Origin of the sequence: Salinisphaera sp. Q1T1-3 (assembly GCF_003602005.1) — a bacterium.
Taxonomy (GTDB): Bacteria; Pseudomonadota; Gammaproteobacteria; order Nevskiales; family Salinisphaeraceae; genus Salinisphaera.
The window spans coordinates 16,054-33,547 of sequence record NZ_QZWD01000018.1; the positions used below are offsets into that span (position 1 = coordinate 16,054).

The 17,494-nt window shown below is 62.1% G+C and carries 13 protein-coding genes and 1 tRNA gene; 4 read left to right on the forward strand and 10 right to left on the reverse strand.

Going from position 1 to position 17,494, the window contains the following annotated elements; genetic code table 11:
• Positions 1-193 precede the first annotated feature (193 nt).
• Entirely contained in the window at positions 194-2,569 is a 2,376-nt protein-coding gene (locus D3260_RS14575) for a mechanosensitive ion channel domain-containing protein (protein WP_158583557.1), read from the forward strand.
• 557 nt (positions 2,570-3,126) lie between these two features.
• On the opposite strand, the gene D3260_RS14580 is transcribed toward D3260_RS14575, so the two are convergent.
• The 3 genes from D3260_RS14580 to D3260_RS14590 all read right to left on the reverse strand — a co-directional run bounded on the left by D3260_RS14580 (position 3,127) and on the right by D3260_RS14590 (position 5,074).
• Entirely contained in the window at positions 3,127-3,366 is a 240-nt protein-coding gene (locus D3260_RS14580) for a hypothetical protein (RefSeq protein WP_120099342.1), read from the reverse strand.
• A gap of 283 nt (positions 3,367-3,649) precedes the next feature.
• Positions 3,650-3,726, reverse strand: a tRNA-Arg gene (locus D3260_RS14585).
• A gap of 346 nt (positions 3,727-4,072) precedes the next feature.
• Positions 4,073-5,074 (reverse strand): type VI secretion system Vgr family protein, encoded by a 1,002-nt coding sequence (locus tag D3260_RS14590; protein WP_120099343.1) that lies wholly within the window; start codon positions 5,072-5,074, stop codon positions 4,073-4,075.
• Between the two features lie 6 nt (positions 5,075-5,080).
• Here D3260_RS14590 and D3260_RS17545 point away from each other — a divergent pair, with 6 nt between their 5' ends.
• A complete protein-coding gene (locus tag D3260_RS17545; RefSeq protein WP_158583558.1) occupies positions 5,081-5,224 on the forward strand; it encodes a hypothetical protein in 144 nt (47 codons plus the stop codon).
• A gap of 4 nt (positions 5,225-5,228) precedes the next feature.
• Here the strand turns inward: D3260_RS17545 and D3260_RS17355 are convergent, their stop codons facing one another.
• The 7 genes from D3260_RS17355 to D3260_RS14625 form a co-directional block, all read right to left on the reverse strand.
• Complete coding sequence (locus tag D3260_RS17355; protein WP_147418215.1) at positions 5,229-6,230, reverse strand: hypothetical protein; 1,002 nt, start codon at positions 6,228-6,230, stop codon at positions 5,229-5,231.
• On the reverse strand, positions 6,230-6,589 hold the full coding sequence (locus tag D3260_RS14600; protein WP_120099345.1) for a hypothetical protein: 360 nt from the start codon (positions 6,587-6,589) through the stop codon (positions 6,230-6,232). Before D3260_RS14600 ends, D3260_RS17355 begins: the two co-directional genes overlap by 1 nt.
• 78 nt (positions 6,590-6,667) lie before the next feature.
• Positions 6,668-7,669, reverse strand: a complete 1,002-nt coding sequence (locus D3260_RS17360; RefSeq protein WP_147418216.1) for a hypothetical protein — start codon at positions 7,667-7,669, stop codon at positions 6,668-6,670.
• Complete coding sequence (locus D3260_RS14610; protein WP_120099347.1) at positions 7,669-10,623, reverse strand: toxin VasX; 2,955 nt, start codon at positions 10,621-10,623, stop codon at positions 7,669-7,671. The genes D3260_RS17360 and D3260_RS14610 overlap by 1 nt, the downstream gene beginning before the upstream one ends.
• The gene (locus D3260_RS14615) at positions 10,620-13,646 is read right to left on the reverse strand and encodes a type VI secretion system Vgr family protein (protein WP_120099348.1); all 3,027 of its coding nucleotides are present in this window, start codon (positions 13,644-13,646) and stop codon (positions 10,620-10,622) included. Before D3260_RS14615 ends, D3260_RS14610 begins: the two co-directional genes overlap by 4 nt.
• Before the next feature lie 259 nt (positions 13,647-13,905).
• Positions 13,906-14,172 carry a PAAR domain-containing protein gene (locus D3260_RS14620; RefSeq protein ID WP_120099349.1) on the reverse strand — a complete coding sequence of 89 codons (267 nt, stop codon included), beginning with the start codon at positions 14,170-14,172 and terminating at the stop codon, positions 13,906-13,908.
• A 26-nt stretch (positions 14,173-14,198) separates the two neighbouring features.
• Positions 14,199-15,050, reverse strand: a complete 852-nt coding sequence (locus tag D3260_RS14625) for a M15 family metallopeptidase (protein WP_199671530.1) — start codon at positions 15,048-15,050, stop codon at positions 14,199-14,201.
• Positions 15,051-15,285: 235 nt separating this feature from the next.
• Between D3260_RS14625 and D3260_RS14630 the strand changes: the two genes are divergently transcribed.
• On the forward strand, positions 15,286-15,915 hold the full coding sequence (locus D3260_RS14630) for a hypothetical protein (RefSeq protein ID WP_147418217.1): 630 nt from the start codon (positions 15,286-15,288) through the stop codon (positions 15,913-15,915).
• Between the two features lie 70 nt (positions 15,916-15,985).
• A complete protein-coding gene (locus tag D3260_RS14635) occupies positions 15,986-17,494 on the forward strand; it encodes a hypothetical protein (RefSeq protein ID WP_120099351.1) in 1,509 nt (502 codons plus the stop codon).

Sequence of the window (17,494 nt, forward strand, 5' to 3'; positions counted from 1 at the left end):
TCTTCAACTAAAGTCTTATATACGCCGTGGGAAACCGATATCCAATACAATGTCGAACCGCACGCAGCCGCGCCACGACGCGGCCGGGCGCCACGTGCGTGGCCGTAATCGATATTTCCGAACCGATTGCGCGATGCTCGCCGATAAATTCACTCAGCACCGGACCCGGCATCGATCGACAACGACAGCGCGCTTGCCCACGCGCGCATCCGGCCGGGATACTGGCGCCCTACCGGGCTCGCACGATGTGGGACATACCGACGAGACGATGCGCTTTTTCAACCGTGGTTTTTCTCACCCGCTATGGCTCGGCCTGGTCCTTGTCTTGTGCCTGGTGCTGGCCGAGACGGCGAGCGCCCAGAATCTACCGGGTATGGACCCGCTCTCCGCGCAGGAAAACACCGACAAGGCGCCGGATCCGGACCAGCTGAAATCCTCGCTCGACGATGTGATCTCGACGCTGGAGAACGACCGCAAGCGTGACGCCCTGGTGTCCCAGCTCAAGCAATTGCGCGAAACGACGGCCGCCGAGGCCGATACGGGCGCCGGGTCGGTGACCGACGGTGGTGGCCTGCTGGGCGCACTGGCCGATTCGATCTCCGATTTGTCCGACGAAGCCAACTCGGGCGCCGCCCCGTTCGACATCTGGCAACGACGGGCGAATGCAGCGCTGAGCGATGCGCGCGCTCTGGCCGCCAGTCCGAGCCGCGCCGAACTGGCACGCAATCTCGGGGAGATCGCCATCGGGCTGGCCATCTGGATCACCGCACTGATCCTGCTGATCTTCGGGCTCCGACGTCTGTTCATCGCTCGTGGGTGGCCTGTCACCCTGCCGCCGGAGCCACGGCCCTGGATGCTGTTGGCGCATTTCGCGCGCCGGGTATTTCCCTGGCTGATCACCTTCGGGCTGCTGCTGGCCAGCGTGCGCCTGCTGGAAGCAGCGACCCCGGCACGGGCCACACTGCTCGTGGCGGCTTATGTCGCGCTCTGCGGGCGGCTTCTGTCTACCGTATTCGATGTCGTGATCGCCCTGTTCACGCGCGGCCATCGCCGGGTTGCGGTCTCGATTCTCCACGACAAGGCGCTGGCCACATTGTTCTTCGTCGGCATGCTCGTCGCCTTTGGCGACGCCGTGCATAGCTCTCGCATGAGCCAACTGCTGGGCGCGAATCTCGCGGACTGGCTGTCGGTCATGGCCAATCTGTTTGCCGCCCTGCTGAGCGGGGTGTTGATTCTGCGTATTCGAAGGCCGGTAGCGCACCTCATCAGCAACCGCCGCCTGCCCAATCGACTGAACAACCAGTTCCGCGATCTCGTGGTCTTTGCCGCGCGGCTCTGGCATGTCCCGGCCCTGCTTCTGATCATTGCCTCCCTCGGCGCAATCCTGACGACCGGCGGCCAGGCGGATGCCGCCTTCGGTCGGGCCATGCTCTGTACCGTCTTTCTGGTACTCGCGCTCGTGATCGCCGGGGTCATCCGGCGCCAGCATGAACGCGCCGCACGACGCACCTTGCGCAGCCATTTCGCCAATCGTCTGCGTCATCTTGGCTTTGTGCTCGCCCATTGCGTCGTCTGGCTGCTCTTTGCCGAGTTGTCCCTGCGGGTGTGGGGGTTTTCCCTGCTCGGGCTCGGCGAACCCGGCGCCACCAGTGCACGCATCGGCCATGCGCTGCTGCGCATCGGGCTGACGGTATTGATCGCCTGGCTGATCTGGATCGCGGTCGACGGCGCCATCCACCGGGCCCTGCACGGCAAGGACGCGCGCGGCCGACGGCGCAACAGCAATCGCGCCCAGACCATCACCCCGATGATCCGCAACATCGCGCTCTTCACGATCCTCATCATCGCCGGCATCGCGGGGCTGGCCAATCTCGGTGTGAACGTCACACCGCTGCTGGCCGGCGCCGGCGTCATCGGCATTGCACTGGGCTTCGGCGCGCAGAGCCTCGTTGCCGATCTGATCACCGGCATCTTCATCCTCATCGAGGACTCGCTGGCCGTGGGCGATTTCGTCGAGATGAACGGCTACATGGGCACTGTCGAAGGACTCAATCTACGCACCGTGCGACTGCGCGATCTGGATGGGGTCGTGCACATCACGACGTTTTCCCACATCGATGCCATCCACAACATGTCCCGCCAGTTCGGCATCGCCCTGATGAAAATCCGCATCCCGTACGACCTGCGCATCGACGATGCGATCGAGCTGATGCGCCGAGCCGCCGCCGATCTCCATCGCGACCCGTTCATGCGGGGCCTGATTCGTTCACATCTGGAAATGCAGGGCATTCACGAATTCGACAACGGTTGCCCGATCCTTCGCATGCGGCTTCGCACTGCTCCCGAATATCAGTGGGACGTGTCGCGCGCCTTCAATCTGGCGCTCAAGCGTCGCATGGAAGCCGAATACATCAATCTCGGCGCCCCACGTATGAGCGTGACGATGGAAGCCGGCGGCGGCACGCGCTACGGCAAGCGCGGCAAGCCCGTCAGCGAAGACAGCACCGGCACCACCAATCTCGACTGGCCAACCGACGATGCGCCCTCGCCGACTCCAGATCCCGGTTGACCGAGCTGACAAACCCCGCCGCCAGGAAAGACGGCTTGAAGCGCTCACAAGCGTTTTGATGTTACCGATACACCAAACTCGGCCGCGGCTCCCGGCACGCATACCGTGTGTCCGCGAGCCAATGCTGCGGTAAATGCGAGCCAATCTGCTATCTTGAGCTGGAACGGAATCGCGCGCCACAGCGCCTTGCCGAAGTGGCCGGAGCGCGGCATGGCACCGCCGTAACCCCGCGTCAATCTGTCGCCGAGACGTACCCGACACCGGAGCGATACCGCACCTTGGGGGCTGTTAACACGTCCTGCGGGCGCCGCGCCGGCGCTCATTTTTTTGCAAGACAAGGCATCGGGCGTGTGCGGCCGTCATTCTGGCGTCGCGAACGACAACGCCGGATTGCGCAAAAAATGACCGCCGTCCCGCCGGGTTGCGTCCCAAGACCGGCCATGTGGCGTTGCACGGCTTGACCTTGGAAATAGCCAAATAGCCAAGGTCGGCGCCATGCGCCTTGCCTGACCGGTTTCTGGGCGGCAACGCGGTCACGCGCGAAGTGTCAACAGGCCCTAGTGGGGTCGCGGCGTCTCGCGTGTTGCCATCATCGGGGCCACATAAGCCACAGCCAGCCCCACGACCACCAGCGTGAAACCGGCCAGATACTGCGGATACCAGATCGTCCAGCCGCTGGCGTGCCAATAATGCGCAAAGCTCGCGCCGGACATCTGGCTGAGGTAGATCAGCAGAAACGTGCTGACGACCAGCTGGATCGCGCCAACGGCACCGATGGTCAACCCTGTCTTTTTCATTTGTATCCTCCGATTCTCGCGCCGACGGCGAAGCAGCCGGCATATCGTTTCTTACGTCTTAGCGCGGTATGGGGACAGCGTGCAAGAATTCGGATGTCGACATTCGGATGAGAGCCCCGCACAGGGCCGTCGCTCGGACGCCACATCAAGAGCGACACAGCCGGCAATAAACACCGGCGCAGGAGCCGGGTCGCGGCGGGCAACGGACAAACACCCATCCCGGCGACATGGTGTGGTCGCCGCGCAACAAAAAACCCGCACGAGGCGGGTTCTTCAAGAAGGCTGGTGCGCCCGGCAGGATTCGAACCTGCGACCTTCGGCTTCGGAGGCCGACACTCTATCCAGCTGAGCTACGGGCGCTTGTGAGTCGCAGAGGATACGCGGCACAACGGCCGTCGTCCATCAGCGCGTGAGACGATTCTTATCCGACCGCATCATCGCCGGACTGGCGACGTGGGACAGTACCGCCGCGGCAGCTCGGCCCTATTGATGCGGCATGACGCCGCCCGCTGGCGATGCCGTGAAATCGCCGCGGAAGTGGCCAGACCGCCCAGACGTTAAGATCGGGGAATAGTCGACAGCATCGCCCAAGCCGACCACGGCTGGATAAGCCTACCCATAACTTAGCTCCCTCAAAAAAGCCTGGCGGCCGCCGAGGCCGCCGAGGCCGCCGGTCATGCACCAACCAGAATAGCTAGCACGATCGCTAGACTCGAAGGCCTGTTGATGTTTCGTTCGAGCGCGTTTTCGTCGAGAGACCGCAGTGTGTCCGGCAAGGCGCGAGTCGCCGATCGTGGCGTGCCGCAGTGATCTCGCCGTTCTCGATCGTCAGACTCGCCCCACCTTTCGTTGCCAGGTGAATCGTCTGTTTCGCCGCGAACTCGACTGCGGCGTTGGCGGAGACGACCTTGAGATTGTCTTTTGAGCGCAGTTTGATGGCGTCGCTTTGGGCCTGGACGTCGAGATCGCCCTGGCCGGCGATGAGTTTCAGACCGTCGCCGCTGCCCTGGACGCCCGACAGGAGGCCGATGGCCTGGCCCGCATGGATGCGGTGTTGGTCGCCGCTGGCCAGGTTGTGGTCGCCACCGCTGGCCACGGTCAGCGTTTCGCCCGCGTGATGATGGATGGCCTGGCCGGCCACGAGTCCGAGGCCGGCCTTGGCGGCAATCGCGAGGATGGGGTCGGCACTGTGGGGGATACGGGTCGCATCGGCAGCGGTCTGTTTATCGATGGCGTCTGTCTGCGCCTGTCCCCAATCGGCGGCGTTGACCTGCCCCTGGGCGGTTTTGAGCAACGCGGCCAGCGGGCCGTTCTGGTCGTCGATATGGGATTGGCGGGCCTTGATGGCCCCGAGATGGGCGGCCAGTGCGCTGGTTTCGTGGGTGGTGGCCAGCTGGCTGTCGCGTTGTCCGAGTTGCTGGGCCTGCTTGAGCAAGGCGTTGCCGCCGGTGAATTCGCTCATCGGGGCGGCTTCGGCCAGCGGGTAGGTGCTCAGAAGCAGGCCACGCTGGCCACGCACGGCACCAAACGCATCGGTGCGTAGTTCAAAGCCGGTGCCGCGGAAGCTGCCCCGGTAGTTGTCGGCCTGGTGGATCAGGTGGCCGAGGTTGCGCTGGCTGGCGGCCTGGGTGGTTCCCAGCTGGATGCGCTGCTGGTCGTCGGTGTCGTCGAAGACAAGTTGGTTGTGGCCACTGCCGCCAAACGCCATGGACTTATGGCTGAAGAAGGCGGCATCGTGGTTATGGATCTAAAGCAACATGGCAATGCAAAACCCGACCCCGAGACCTGCGTTGCCATTGCCTCGGATACACTGCGGGCAATCCATGCGTCCTCGGCGGTATCAACCGAACGCAATTGAGTGATCAGCCGATACGCTCGCCGTCACGGTTGCATAGATAATAACCGCCGCCGGGCTGGTAGCGATAGAAGATGTCGGGGTCGGGATGGACGGGGGTGGTATCGAACTCGTATAGATCGGCGTCCGGTGCGCACAGGCGATAAACTTCTTCGGGCCAGTCGGTGCGGCTACGCCAAAAGTTGATCCATAAATCCATCAGCGGGCCTGCCCCGAACCAGTACGCACATTCCATAAACACACTATAGAGCGACGCGCCTTCGGCGCGGGCGCGCTTCATGGGGTGATTTATAGGTTTGTATGGGGTGAAACCCGGCGTCGGCTGGATAGCCGAGACGCCCTTTTCCATGTAGCGACGAATGAATTCCAAGCGTTGGAGGTTGCTTTCAACGTTGACGCCGTCCAGCGGATCCAATAATAGTGCGCCAGCCCCAAGCGGTCTTTTTTTTCGAAGATAACGCTTGAACAGTGGCTTATTTGGATCGTCTCGGATGAACCGCGGGGTTGACGATTGAAAGCGCAATATCTTTTGTGTTGGAGCAAAGATCGTAAAGGGCCTGATGTTACGCCAGGGCACGTGGATTACTTGACCCGAGTGATTGACATGGACAACCTGCGCCTGCCTATTAAATACTGGCGGCGGAATTCTGCATGCTATAAAAGTCATGACAAGCATTCCGATCGCTGGCAGGCTACCGAATAAATAAAGCAGCACTGCCAGAGCGCCAAACTCCCCAATATAAAGTGGATAAATAATACAAAAGAAAAACGCGGCCGTATGCCATCCTGAGGCAAAGTAAAGCCCGTAACGAACAAACTCGGGAAATGGCGCGGCCAGATACCGGTCGTTGTAATCACTGACATTTAGCCTGGATCGGAAATCCCCGGGCCACATAGCCCGGTCGAAGCCCGGGAGTTCGGCATAGTCGGATCGGGCTTTCAGCTGTTCGAAGCGTCTTTCGTCTTCGGCGTCCCAGTCGATCTCGGCTTGGCTTGTGTACTCAGCCATCAGTCGTTGCTCGCAGTCAGAACAAAGCTGCCATCGGTGACACCATGCGGCCAGTAGCTCACTTCGATCGTCCCTTCATTGTGCGATTCGAACTGCACCTTGCCGATTTTGTCATCCAGCTCGACTTTTAGCTCATTGGCGCCCTCTTCTTGTTCCGCTGGGCGGTTGGAAAAGTGCTGCGCCGGATGGTAAAGACTGGATCCAGTTTTCTTGATCGAGTAATAACTCTCGCCGGGCTGCCAGTTAGGTAGAGAGACTGTGGTTGACCGGTTTGCCTTCCCCCAGGGCACGGGGATAAATGTGTTTTCGACGCTATTGAGCCATTCGATAGCAGTATCGACGCGCCACGGCGCCAGCATTCGGTATCCTGGCCGGCACCCGGATATTGCGGGCAATTCAAGCGTTTTTGGCCGTATCGACCGAGCACAACCGTGTGATTAGCCGATACGATCGCCGTCACCATTGCATAGATAATAACCACCGCCGGGCTGGTAGCGATAGAAGATGTCGGGCTCGGGATGGACGGGGGTGGTATCAAACCCGGACAGATCGGCGTCCGGCGCACACAGGCGGTAGACCTCTTCCGGCCAATCGGCCTGACTGCGAAGCCATTTCACCCACAAATCCATCAGCGGCCCGGCGCCGAACCAGTACACACACTCCATGAACACGCGATAGAACGACACACCTTCGGCGCGGGCGCGCTTCATGGGGTGGTTGATGGGTTTGTATGGGGCGCAACCCGGCGTCGGCTGGATGGCCGAGACACCCTTTTCCATGTAGCGGCGGATGAATTCCAAACGTTGGAGGTTGCTTTCGACGTCGACGCCATCCAATGGATCCAATAATATACCGCCAGCACCAAGCGGTCTTTTTTTTCTAAGATAACGCCGAAAAATCGGACTATCCGGGTTATCTCGGATAAATTTTGGAGTTGTCGATTGAAAACGCAATATTTTTTGTGTTGGATCGAAGCTCGTAAATGGTCTGATATTACGCCAAGGTACGTGAATCATGCGCCCCGCGTGGTTGACGTGAACCACTTGAGCTTGTCGATTAAAGACCGGAAGAGGCGTTCGAAGCGCGATAAAAGTGACTATAAGCATGCCTATGGGTGGGATGCTTATTAAAAAATAGCCGAGCAACGACCAAGCGTCGAATAATCCTAGGTAGGCAGGTCGGACGATACATACGAGAAAGGCAACGGTATGCCAGCCCGAGGCGAGATAAAGCACATACCAAATCACGCCGGGTAATTGCCCGACCAGATATCGATCATTGTAATCGCTAACATCGAGCCTGGATCGAAAATCTCCCGGCCACATGGCACGATCCAGCCCCGGCAATTCGGCGTAATCGGACCGTGATTTTAGCTTTGCGAAGCGTTTCTCGTCCTCCGCTTTCCAGTCGACCGTCGTGTCGCTTGCATGTTCCACCATCAGTCGTTGCTCGCGGTTAAAACCAAACGGCCATCGGTAGCGCCATAGGGCCAATAGGTCACTTCGATAGCTCCTTCATTATGCGACTCGAATTGCAGTGTGCCGACTTTGCCATCTAACTCTACCTTTAGCTCTTTTGCGCCGTCTTTTATCTCTGCCGGGCGGTTGGAGAAGTGTTGTACCGCATGGTAAAGACTAGATCTTGACTGCTTGATCGAGTAGTAGCTTTCGCCGGGGCCCCAGTTGGGCAAAGAGACCTTAGTCGATCGATTCGTCTTTTCCCAAGGTCCGGGGATGAAGGTGTTTTCGATGCTATTAAGCCATTCCGTATCGGTATCGATGCGTGGCGGCGCGACGAGTTGAAAAAAAGCCTGCACGGCTTCGTCCTGATTAGTGAATGTCGCTTTATCGGTATCGCGACCGTTACCCCAGATACTGCGCGCAATCCATTCGTTCCTAGCGTGGTTGTCTGCGGCTACTTCGGCCCAGTAGGACAAAATCGTATCCAGCGCAGTAGCGGCAAACAGTATCCAACCGGCTGGGCCGAGGCCAAGTTCCGGTATCGCGCCCTCCAAAAATCCGGTAGCGCCGCGGCTTAATATAGCGTAAAACCCGAGCAGCCCGGCGGTGGCATCAATAGCAGTAACGGTATAGTCGAGTGCCTTCGCGGTTCCGCTTTCATTGCCCGCCTTGGCGAAATGCTGAGCGGCTGCCATTATAGCTGCCGCCGATCCCAGCCCGATCATATAAGTCGCGCATTTCTCGGCGAATGCCTTGCGAGTATCTGCCAGTGCGTCATTGCCAGCGTGTCTGGCCGCCCGTGATGCAGCTTGATTGGCAGCGTCACCAAGCGCGGCGCCAGCGGCGCCTGTGGCGAAGGTGCCGCCGGCCGCACTCAGGCCGTTGGCAAACGTCAGTCCGTCCTCGCGACCAAGCGCCTGGAACGCTTTCTCGGCGTTCCAGGCGGAGATGAGTAGTACCAGCGCGCTGCCACCCACGTGGATATTGCGCCAAAACCGTTCCGCCTTGGCCAGCGCGTCGGCATTGGCCTGATCGGCCTTAACGGCCGCGTCCTTGACGCTTTGCATTTCGTACAGGCGTGCGGCGTTGGTGGACGGCCGTGATCCGTCGAGTGCCTTGGCGTGTTGCGGACGAAACGGCCCAACGCCGCTGGCATTGTGCTCTTTTTTTACGAACTCGAGCATCTCGGGGAAGCTCATGCGTTCGGTCTTGATCAGCTTGCCTTCCCACAGCTGCATCAGCCGTAGATAGGGTTCCTTCATGCCGCGGGCCTTGAGGCCGGCCATCATGAGGCTGAGCATGCGCGACTCATCGCGGGGCGGCATCTTTTCCAGCAGTGTCGTGAAACTTTTGGCGGTTGATCCGGACGTGCTGGCAGCCCCCGTCACCGCGACGCTGGCCGCGGCACTGATATAGCTTTGAACGTCAGGGTGGCCAGCCAACATCCAACCGGTCATGCCCGTTGGGCCGGTGTCGGGCATCTCATTGTCGAGGTGTTTTATACCGGATTTGGACTGGGTCAATGCGGGCAGGGTCTGTGCCGCGACCCGCGTTACGTCGAAAAAGCCCGACAGGGTCGTCACGTCGTAAAGCGCCATGGTTGCTTCATAGCGCGGCTTAACCGCCTGAAAGACAGCCCAGGCGTCAGTGCCGGCTTCGCTGACCGCGTCGACGAGCTTTTGCTTGTGCTTGAGGTGGTCCTGAACGAACTGCCTGCGTGCGCTGTCGTCCGCGACATAACTCAACCGTTCGCTCCTCTTTTCCCGCGTGACGATTGCATCGGCTGCATGTTCGCGCTCGCGGATGGCGCCGGGCGATATTGACGGGGGCGATGCCGCGTAAGGGCCCTTTACATCGGGGGCGGCTAGAAACGCACGCTTGAAACTTTTTTTCGCGTTTTCTTCGCCGAGCTCGACCAGCTGATCAATCGCATTTGAGGCAAACAGTTTGCGCGAGGCATCGGCGCTGTAGGCGCCGAGCTCATACATGCGCCGACCCAGCAGATTGTTGATTTCACTCAGAGCGCCGACGGGATCGTGCAGGGCAACGGCGAGATTGGGCTGGTCATCAGTAGCCGGTACAGCGCGATTCATGGCGTTGGCAGTACGCGTGCCATCAGGTGTATCCGGCCGGCTTTCGCTCCACGCAGCGGGTTTACGACGCGCCGGGTAGCTCGCCGCCATATCGGCAACCCCGGTCGGGAGTTCCTTCGCATCGAACGTGTCGTTTTGCTCGGCATTACCGTGCGGCACGACTGTCGTTGCAACGCTGGTTCGCCAGCCATCGAGTGAGTCGTTCCATGGCGCCGACAGCGTGATACGGTCAGCCTCAAGTTGCCGGCAACGCTGCTCGGTGAGAATGGTGTCGCAGACAAGCAGTTGTACGGAATCAGCGATCTCTGGGCCAGGCGCAGGCAAATAGGGCAGAGTCCCGGCGTTCGACAGCGTCAGCCCGTTGATTTTCGTTTCATGTACTTCATCGGTGGCTAACGTGCCCTTTTCGCCGTGAGGCGCGATATTGCCCGATTTATCAGCCTTTGGCTCTTCAACGGATCGGATAGCGGCGGCCGACAAGGGCGTGAAACGCGCATCCTGAGTAACTTGAAAGCCCTTCACCACGAAGCTGTCGTCGACCTTGTCGTGATAGAGCAGGTACACGAAACTGCGTGGCCGTAGCGCGCGCGCACCCCATTGATAATCGCCAGCGAGCGAGGGATACGCGCTGGTGTCGAGCTTACCCGGTAGACTGGGCGCGTCTTTTCGGCGAATTAATCCATAGCGCACCGGGTAGATCGGGATAGCGTCCGGAAATTGCATTCGCAGTTTAACGACGCCAGTTTGCGATGACGGCGTGAGGACGTGTTGAAAAACGTGGTTACCGTCGTGGTCGATCTCGCCATCGAGCACGCGCGTTGTCGTAGCGTCGGTACTCATGCGTTCGTGCCCCCGCTAGATGCTGAGTGATCGGCCGGGCCAAGCAGGGACAACGAGAGTGCCTCGATACCCGCATTTCGCTGCATGGGAATGCCGCCCTCGGCGTCGGTCGTACCGCGTATCTTGGCACCGTCTGCGCGCGTGAGTTCGTATTTGTAGTGGGCGATCGGTTCTCCGTTATCGTCCACGACCTGAAATCGATCGTTGAATTTCGTCTTGGGCCAGCTGTTGAACTCATGGCTCATGTGGCTGCCGCCAGCGAACACCTTATTCCCCGCCTGTATCGTCAACTTGCCCGGACAGGCCACGGTGATCTCGCCGTTCTCGATCGTCAGACTCGCCCCACCTTTCGTTGCCAGGTGAATCGTCTGTTTCGCCGCGAACTCGACTGCGGCGTTGGCGGAGACGACCTTGAGATTGTCTTTTGAGCGCAGTTTGATGGCGTCGCTTTGGGCCTGGACGTCGAGATCGCCCTGGCCGGCGATGAGTTTCAGACCGTCGCCGCTGCCCTGGACGCCCGACAGGAGGCCGATGGCCTGGCCCGCATGGATGCGGTGTTGGTCGCCGCTGGCCAGGTTGTGGTCGCCACCGCTGGCCACGGTCAGCGTTTCGCCCGCGTGATGATGGATGGCCTGGCCGGCCACGAGTCCGAGGCCGGCCTTGGCGGCAATCGCGAGGATGGGGTCGGCACTGTGGGGGATACGGGTCGCATCGGCAGCGGTCTGTTTATCGATGGCGTCTGTCTGCGCCTGTCCCCAATCGGCGGCGTTGACCTGCCCCTGGGCGGTTTTGAGCAACGCGGCCAGCGGGCCGTTCTGGTCGTCGATATGGGATTGGCGGGCCTTGATGGCCCCGAGATGGGCGGCCAGTGCGCTGGTTTCGTGGGTGGTGGCCAGCTGGCTGTCGCGTTGTCCGAGTTGCTGGGCCTGCTTGAGCAAGGCGTTGCCGCCGGTGAATTCGCCCATCGGGGCGGCTTCGGCCAGCGGGTAGGTGCTCAGAAGCAGTCCACGCTGGCCGCGGACGGCACCAAACGCATCGGTGCGTAGTTCAAAGCCGGTGCCGCGGAAGCTGCCCCGGTAGTTGTCGGCCTGGTGGATCAGGTGGCCGAGGTTGAGCTGGCTGGCGGCCTGGGTGGTTCCCAGCTGGATGCGCTGCTGGTCGTCGGTATCGTCGAAGACGAGTTGGTTGTGGCCCGACCCGCCGAATTCGGCGGTCTTGAGACCGGACAGGGTGGCGGCGTTGGCGTGGGCATCCGGGCCGCCAGCCGCCCCGTGCCAGGCCGGCGCTGTTCCGCCGGTCAGGTTGCCCTGGGCCGAGACCCGGGCATCATCAGCCTGGGCAAAGGCGGATGTGTCGCTGGCGCGCTGATGACCGCCGGGCGTGGCCGGCACGCCGGCTTCCCCTTGGCCGTTGTAAGTGCCGCCGGTGACGATCGGCCGGTCGATATCACCGGCCAGAAAGCGCACGAGCACTTCCTGGCCGATGCGCGGAATGTACTGCGCGCCGTGTGTTCCCCCGGCGTGGAGCTGAGTACAGCGCACCCAGCAGGTGCTGCGATCATCCGGTGCTTCGCCCTGCTGCCAATGAAACTGGACCTTGATACGGCCCAACGCATCGGTGTGGAGCACATCGGCACCACGCGGCGCGGTCTCGCCGTTCGGTCCGACGACGGTCGCGGTCTGGGGCCCCGGCGCGGTCGGCCGCGGATTGAAACGCAGGCCGGTGTCGTCGGCCAGCGCCGGGCGCCACGGGATGTCGCGCCGTATCGCGGTGAATTGATTGCCGTAACCGGTCGCGCGCGCCTGGCGACGCAGATCGGAATCGGCAGGCGCCGCGTCGAGATCATCATCCGATTCACCGATGTCGGTCGCCCCCAGGCGCGACTCGATTCGGCGGGACAGCTCGCTTGGCAGGTTATTGATGCCGTATTCGGCGATACCGAGGACCACGAATTGCTGGTCCCGAGCCTTCTGCTCACCGGCAACCGTGGCGACGAGATCGAGGTTGGATTCGGTGAGGGTGAACCGCGTCCCGGGCCGCAGGCTGCGAACGGTGGCCCGGGCGAGCCAGTGTTTCTGTCTCGCCTCATGGGCTTCCATCGCCAGCCGCAGATAGCGATCGGCGGCCTGCTGATTGCCGTGTGTATAGGCCCCGGGATAATCGTAGGCTTCCAGCACCGGGGCGGCGGCTCCGCCGTAATGCCGGTGGGTCGGCGTCTGGACGCTGACGTTGGCCACGCGCTTGTAATCGAACGATGTCGAAGACAGCACGGCCGTGGGCAGGCGCCGATCTCCGCCGAACGCCTGGATGGCGTCTTCGGGCTCCTGGCTGGCGGCGCGATGAAAACGGATACCGCCGGCAGCGGCCGATGTGGTGTCCTCCGGCAGCGCGCTGGCGTCCGAGAACAGATACACCGCATGCCCGGCAGGGGCCTGTTCGTCCTCGATCAGTGAGAAACCGAGGCCTTCTTCGGCCAGCAGGCGCGCCACGAACGAATAATCCGTTTCGCGGTACTGGACACAGTAACTGCGGGCCGGCACATCGGCGAGAAATGGACCGATATCGTCGGCGAGATGCCAGGCGGCAATCCCGGCATAGTCGGCCCAGACCTGCTCGACGATCTCCAGCACGGTCTTGTCCTGAAAGACCCGGTTGTGGCGACCGAGCGTGGTGTACCACAGCCACGGCACGACCGTGATCCGATAGCGCGCCAAGCCGCCATCGCATGTCAGGCGCTCGGCCTGCTGCACAAGGCCGGTGCGGCTCGTCAGCCCGCCGCCGGCGAGCACACACTGCAGCGTGAGCGGCTGGCCGACCCGTTCCGAAAGCGCGATGTCGGCCACCGTCGACACCGCCACGATCTGCAGCGATCCAATCTCGGACAATGCGCTGCTGGCTTGCCAGTGCTCGACCATGAGCGGCGCCGCCAGATTGTCCAAGGCCGCGCCCGCAAGCCGGAACAGCCGTGTGTCGGCGCTGAAAAATGCACCGAAGTCGTCGAACAAACCTGCGTCGCTGTTCATGGGCGCCGAATTATCGTGATAAACCCAAAAATTCCCGGAGATCGCGAAACTAGCAACAAAAGATGCTTTGCGCTATCTCATGCCGTGTGCAACCTGTTTGTCGCCTGCCCCGACAAGCCCGAGCGAGCGGGCCTGTCGTACAGACGAAAAACCGCTCGATCCCGTCTCGCGCGGTCGTAAATCCGTGGGCCGTCAATGCCTTGTCATTCATCTGTCAACGACGACCCGGCCCTGGCCGAATACCGCGACGCGCGTTGCATCAAATAGTGGACGTGGCCTGCTGGCCGGCGATCAGCGTGGCGCCGCATTCGGTCTTGTCGCCATGGCGCGCGACCGGCTGACCGTCGATGATCGTGGTCGAATCGCCGCTGACGATGCGGACACTGGATTTGTTGCATCGCGGGCAGGTCGCGGTATCGCCGATGCGGGCGACGGGTTTGCCCCCGGTCGTGGTCGTCGGGGCGGCCGAGGTCACCGTGCCGCCGTGATCCGTCTTGTCGCCCAGCGTGATTACCGGTCTGGTCATGTGTCTACTCCATCGGCCACAAGGGTTCAGTGGTTTGAAGGATCGTCGTATTGCGAGTTGCGAAGCTCGACGTGGCCGTAATCATGGAAACTCCAGTTACCACCCCAGGTCAGGCCGTATTGCTGTGCGACCTGCCCATAAAGCTTGTAGCCACGCTTGATCCAGTCGTTGTCGCGCCGGATGACGACCTTGCCATCGCGTAGAAACGCCGAATCGGCGGCCAGCCCGTATTGGTGATAGCTCTGCCCGGCCCCGGCATTGGTCACCCGATCGTCCTGGTTAGCGAGTTTTCGTTGTCGCTCGGGGCTGCGATAGCCCTCAAGCAACACCATGTGGTAGCCGTACTGATTCTGCATTGTCTTGTAGACCGCCAGCAGCCGCTGGCGGAAACCGGCTTTCAACAACTTCCATTTACGGTTCGCGTAAACCAGATCGGGCCGCACGGTTTCGACTTCGCGCGTGGTGAAGGCGGCCGGCGGCAGCGGCTGTGGCGGCGCCAGATGTTCGCCCTTGAGCAAGCGGTCCACGACCGGATTCACGGCGACATCGTCCGGGGCGACGATCGCGCTGAAATCCAGCATGCCGTTGAGATGGAGCACCACCAGCGGCGGAAACGTGAGCATCAGAAAGACTGTCAGCACCAGCCAGCGCCCGTGCACGACATGCCGCCAGCCATGCGATGCGCCGGAACGCGTCGCATGGGCAGAGCGCCGCGCCGACAGGCCGATGCGGCGCCCAACGCCCCGACCACCGCGCCCGACCTGCGAAACCCCGCGCCCGAGCCGCGCGATCAGCGCTTCGCGATGCTCGTCGAAGATGAACAGCCACAGGCCAGCAAGCGCGAAGACGATGAAGCCGCCAAAAACCGCAATGATCAACAATGGCCCCCGTCGCCGCGTCCCGCCCGCATAATGCAGCCTATGATCGCGCAGGACGGGGTACCCGCCAAGCCTTCATTTCACGTGTCCGCAACCTAGAACGATTTTGCGCCAGAATATTGCGAAAGAGAAAAAAGGGCCGTTGCGACTCAACTGCTGTACGTGACACTATCACGCAGCGGTCACTACCAGGGGGAGCAAAGTGGTCGACCATGCCGCGTCGTCATCGTCACGCGTGATCCAGTTATTCGAACCCGATGATGACGCCGCGGCCGCTCCGGGCGGCGTTGGCTTTCTCGAGCGTCTGGAAAATGCCGGCACACGTCCGCCGGTGGAGAAATCGCGTGCGCCACGCGTGCGTCCATGGCTCGTCATCATGGCCGTTGTTGTGGTCGTGGCGCTGGCCGTGTTGCTTTATCTCAACCGTATCGATGACTCGCCCACAACCGCACTATTCACGCAATCGAAGACCACCGCGCCCGCCGCGTCGCATCCGCGCGGACCGGCACACAGCGCGCCGGCACCCAAGCCACTGGACGGTCCGCAATTGAGCCTCTGGCTGCTCGAACGGTTGCCTGCCCCATCGGCATCGACACCTCCCCAACCGTTCGGTGACTGGGGCCTGGTCGACAACAGCATCGACACGCTGGCCTCGGAACGAGGTCGTCGCACTCTTGCGTCGGGCGTGGCCGGCCAGTGGTCGCTCAACGATGCGCTGGCCACAACCCGAAACGTCGACCCGGCCGCGCTGACAGCGCTACCTTCCGAGGCAACCGAGCGTACGCCGCGACACAGCAAGTCGCCGGTCTCGAACCGTGACGCGCAGCTGCTCGAATCGCTGATGCGACAACTGGGCGACCAGTGATGGCGCGATGCGGCATGACATCAACGGGCCGTGCGGGGCGCCCGATACGGCCTGACCGGCGGGAGATGCCGTGATCCGAGGTCTGCTGAAATGGACCGGTTTGCTGCTGCTGTGCGTCGGCATCGTATGGCTCGGCGTGATCGGTTACTGGTTCGTCACCCATGCCGATCCCTCGGCACGCGATCTCGTGCTTTACCTGGTGGCCCTGCCACTGGCGGCTTTCGTCCTCTTCGTTGCCGTACGCGCCGCGGGGCGCGCGCTTCGCTCGTCCGACGACGACGATGACACGGAGGCCGATACCACTGTCGCTGCATCGACACCGTCGCAGGAAGACCGGCGTTGCCTTCTGGCCGGCGCCGCGCTGCGATTGCCGGCCGGCGATGATGGGGCCGCCGTGCTGGCCACCCTGCACGACGGCACGACCCGACCGGGGCTGGACGACAACCTCGTCGACGATGCCGGGTTGCCCGTCTTCGCCTGTCGCGTTGCCGCACTGGATGACGAGGCCTGCAGCGCGGAGACACTCGACCTGCCGGATCCCGCCCGGGACGAGACCGCCCCGCTGGACTGGCCGCTCTATCAACGACGTGCGATCGCACTGCTGGACCAGAGCCTCGAGGAGCTGGCCGAAGTCACGCTCGTGCCGCTGATCGAGCCTATCGAGGCACAGAGCGACAGCACGGCATCCACAGCGCGCGATGCCGATGAGGCGGCTCAACCGACGATCCACGGCGTGCGTGTCTTTATCGTCCCGCCGGCCGATCCGGCATGGTCGGAGACGACCCTGCAATCCCTGGCCCGGCGTTATCGACAGCAACTGCAGGCACGGGTGGGCGATGCCTGCCCACCGATCACCGTGGAATATCTCGACCCGACACAGCCCGTGCCGGCAATGGCAGCACTCGATGGCTGGCTCGGCCGGCTTGCCCACGGCGATCGCCAAGAGATCGCCGTGGTGCTGGCCCTGCATTCCGACATCGACCCCGAGCGGATCGGCACGCTGGACCGGGCCGGGCGCTTGTTCAGCCAGGCGAATCCCGACGGCCGCATTCCCAGCGAAGGGGGCGTCGCACTGCTGGTGGCTCCGGAAACGCTGCAGCCGTGTTTCGATACTGCCGAGCTCATCATCGCGCATCGCGCGATCCTCGGCGCGCGCGATCGCGAGATCGGCAGCGGCGGCCGAGAAAACGGCAAGCGATTGGTCCAGCTTGTCGGTGAGGCCATCGCCACGGCCGGGCGGCCCGCATCCGATACCGGTTGCTTCTTGAGTGATTCGGGCATCGGTGCGGCCCGCGGGGTGGAAATAGGGGCAGTTTTCAACAATGATGCGTTCGAACATCTCGACTCGGGCGCCGATCACCTGGGTCTGGGCAGCTGTTGCGGCGACCTCGACGGCGTCGCCACGGTGGCCACACTTGCCCTGGCTCGACAGCAGAGTCTGGACGAGACCCATGTGGTCGTCGTGTTATCCACGCGGGATGCGCTGCAGCGCGCCGCCCAGGTGCTCGGCCCGCCGATTGACGAGACGGCATCGGACGAGACGAGCAACAACCAGCCGGCCGCATCCAGCGATGCGTAA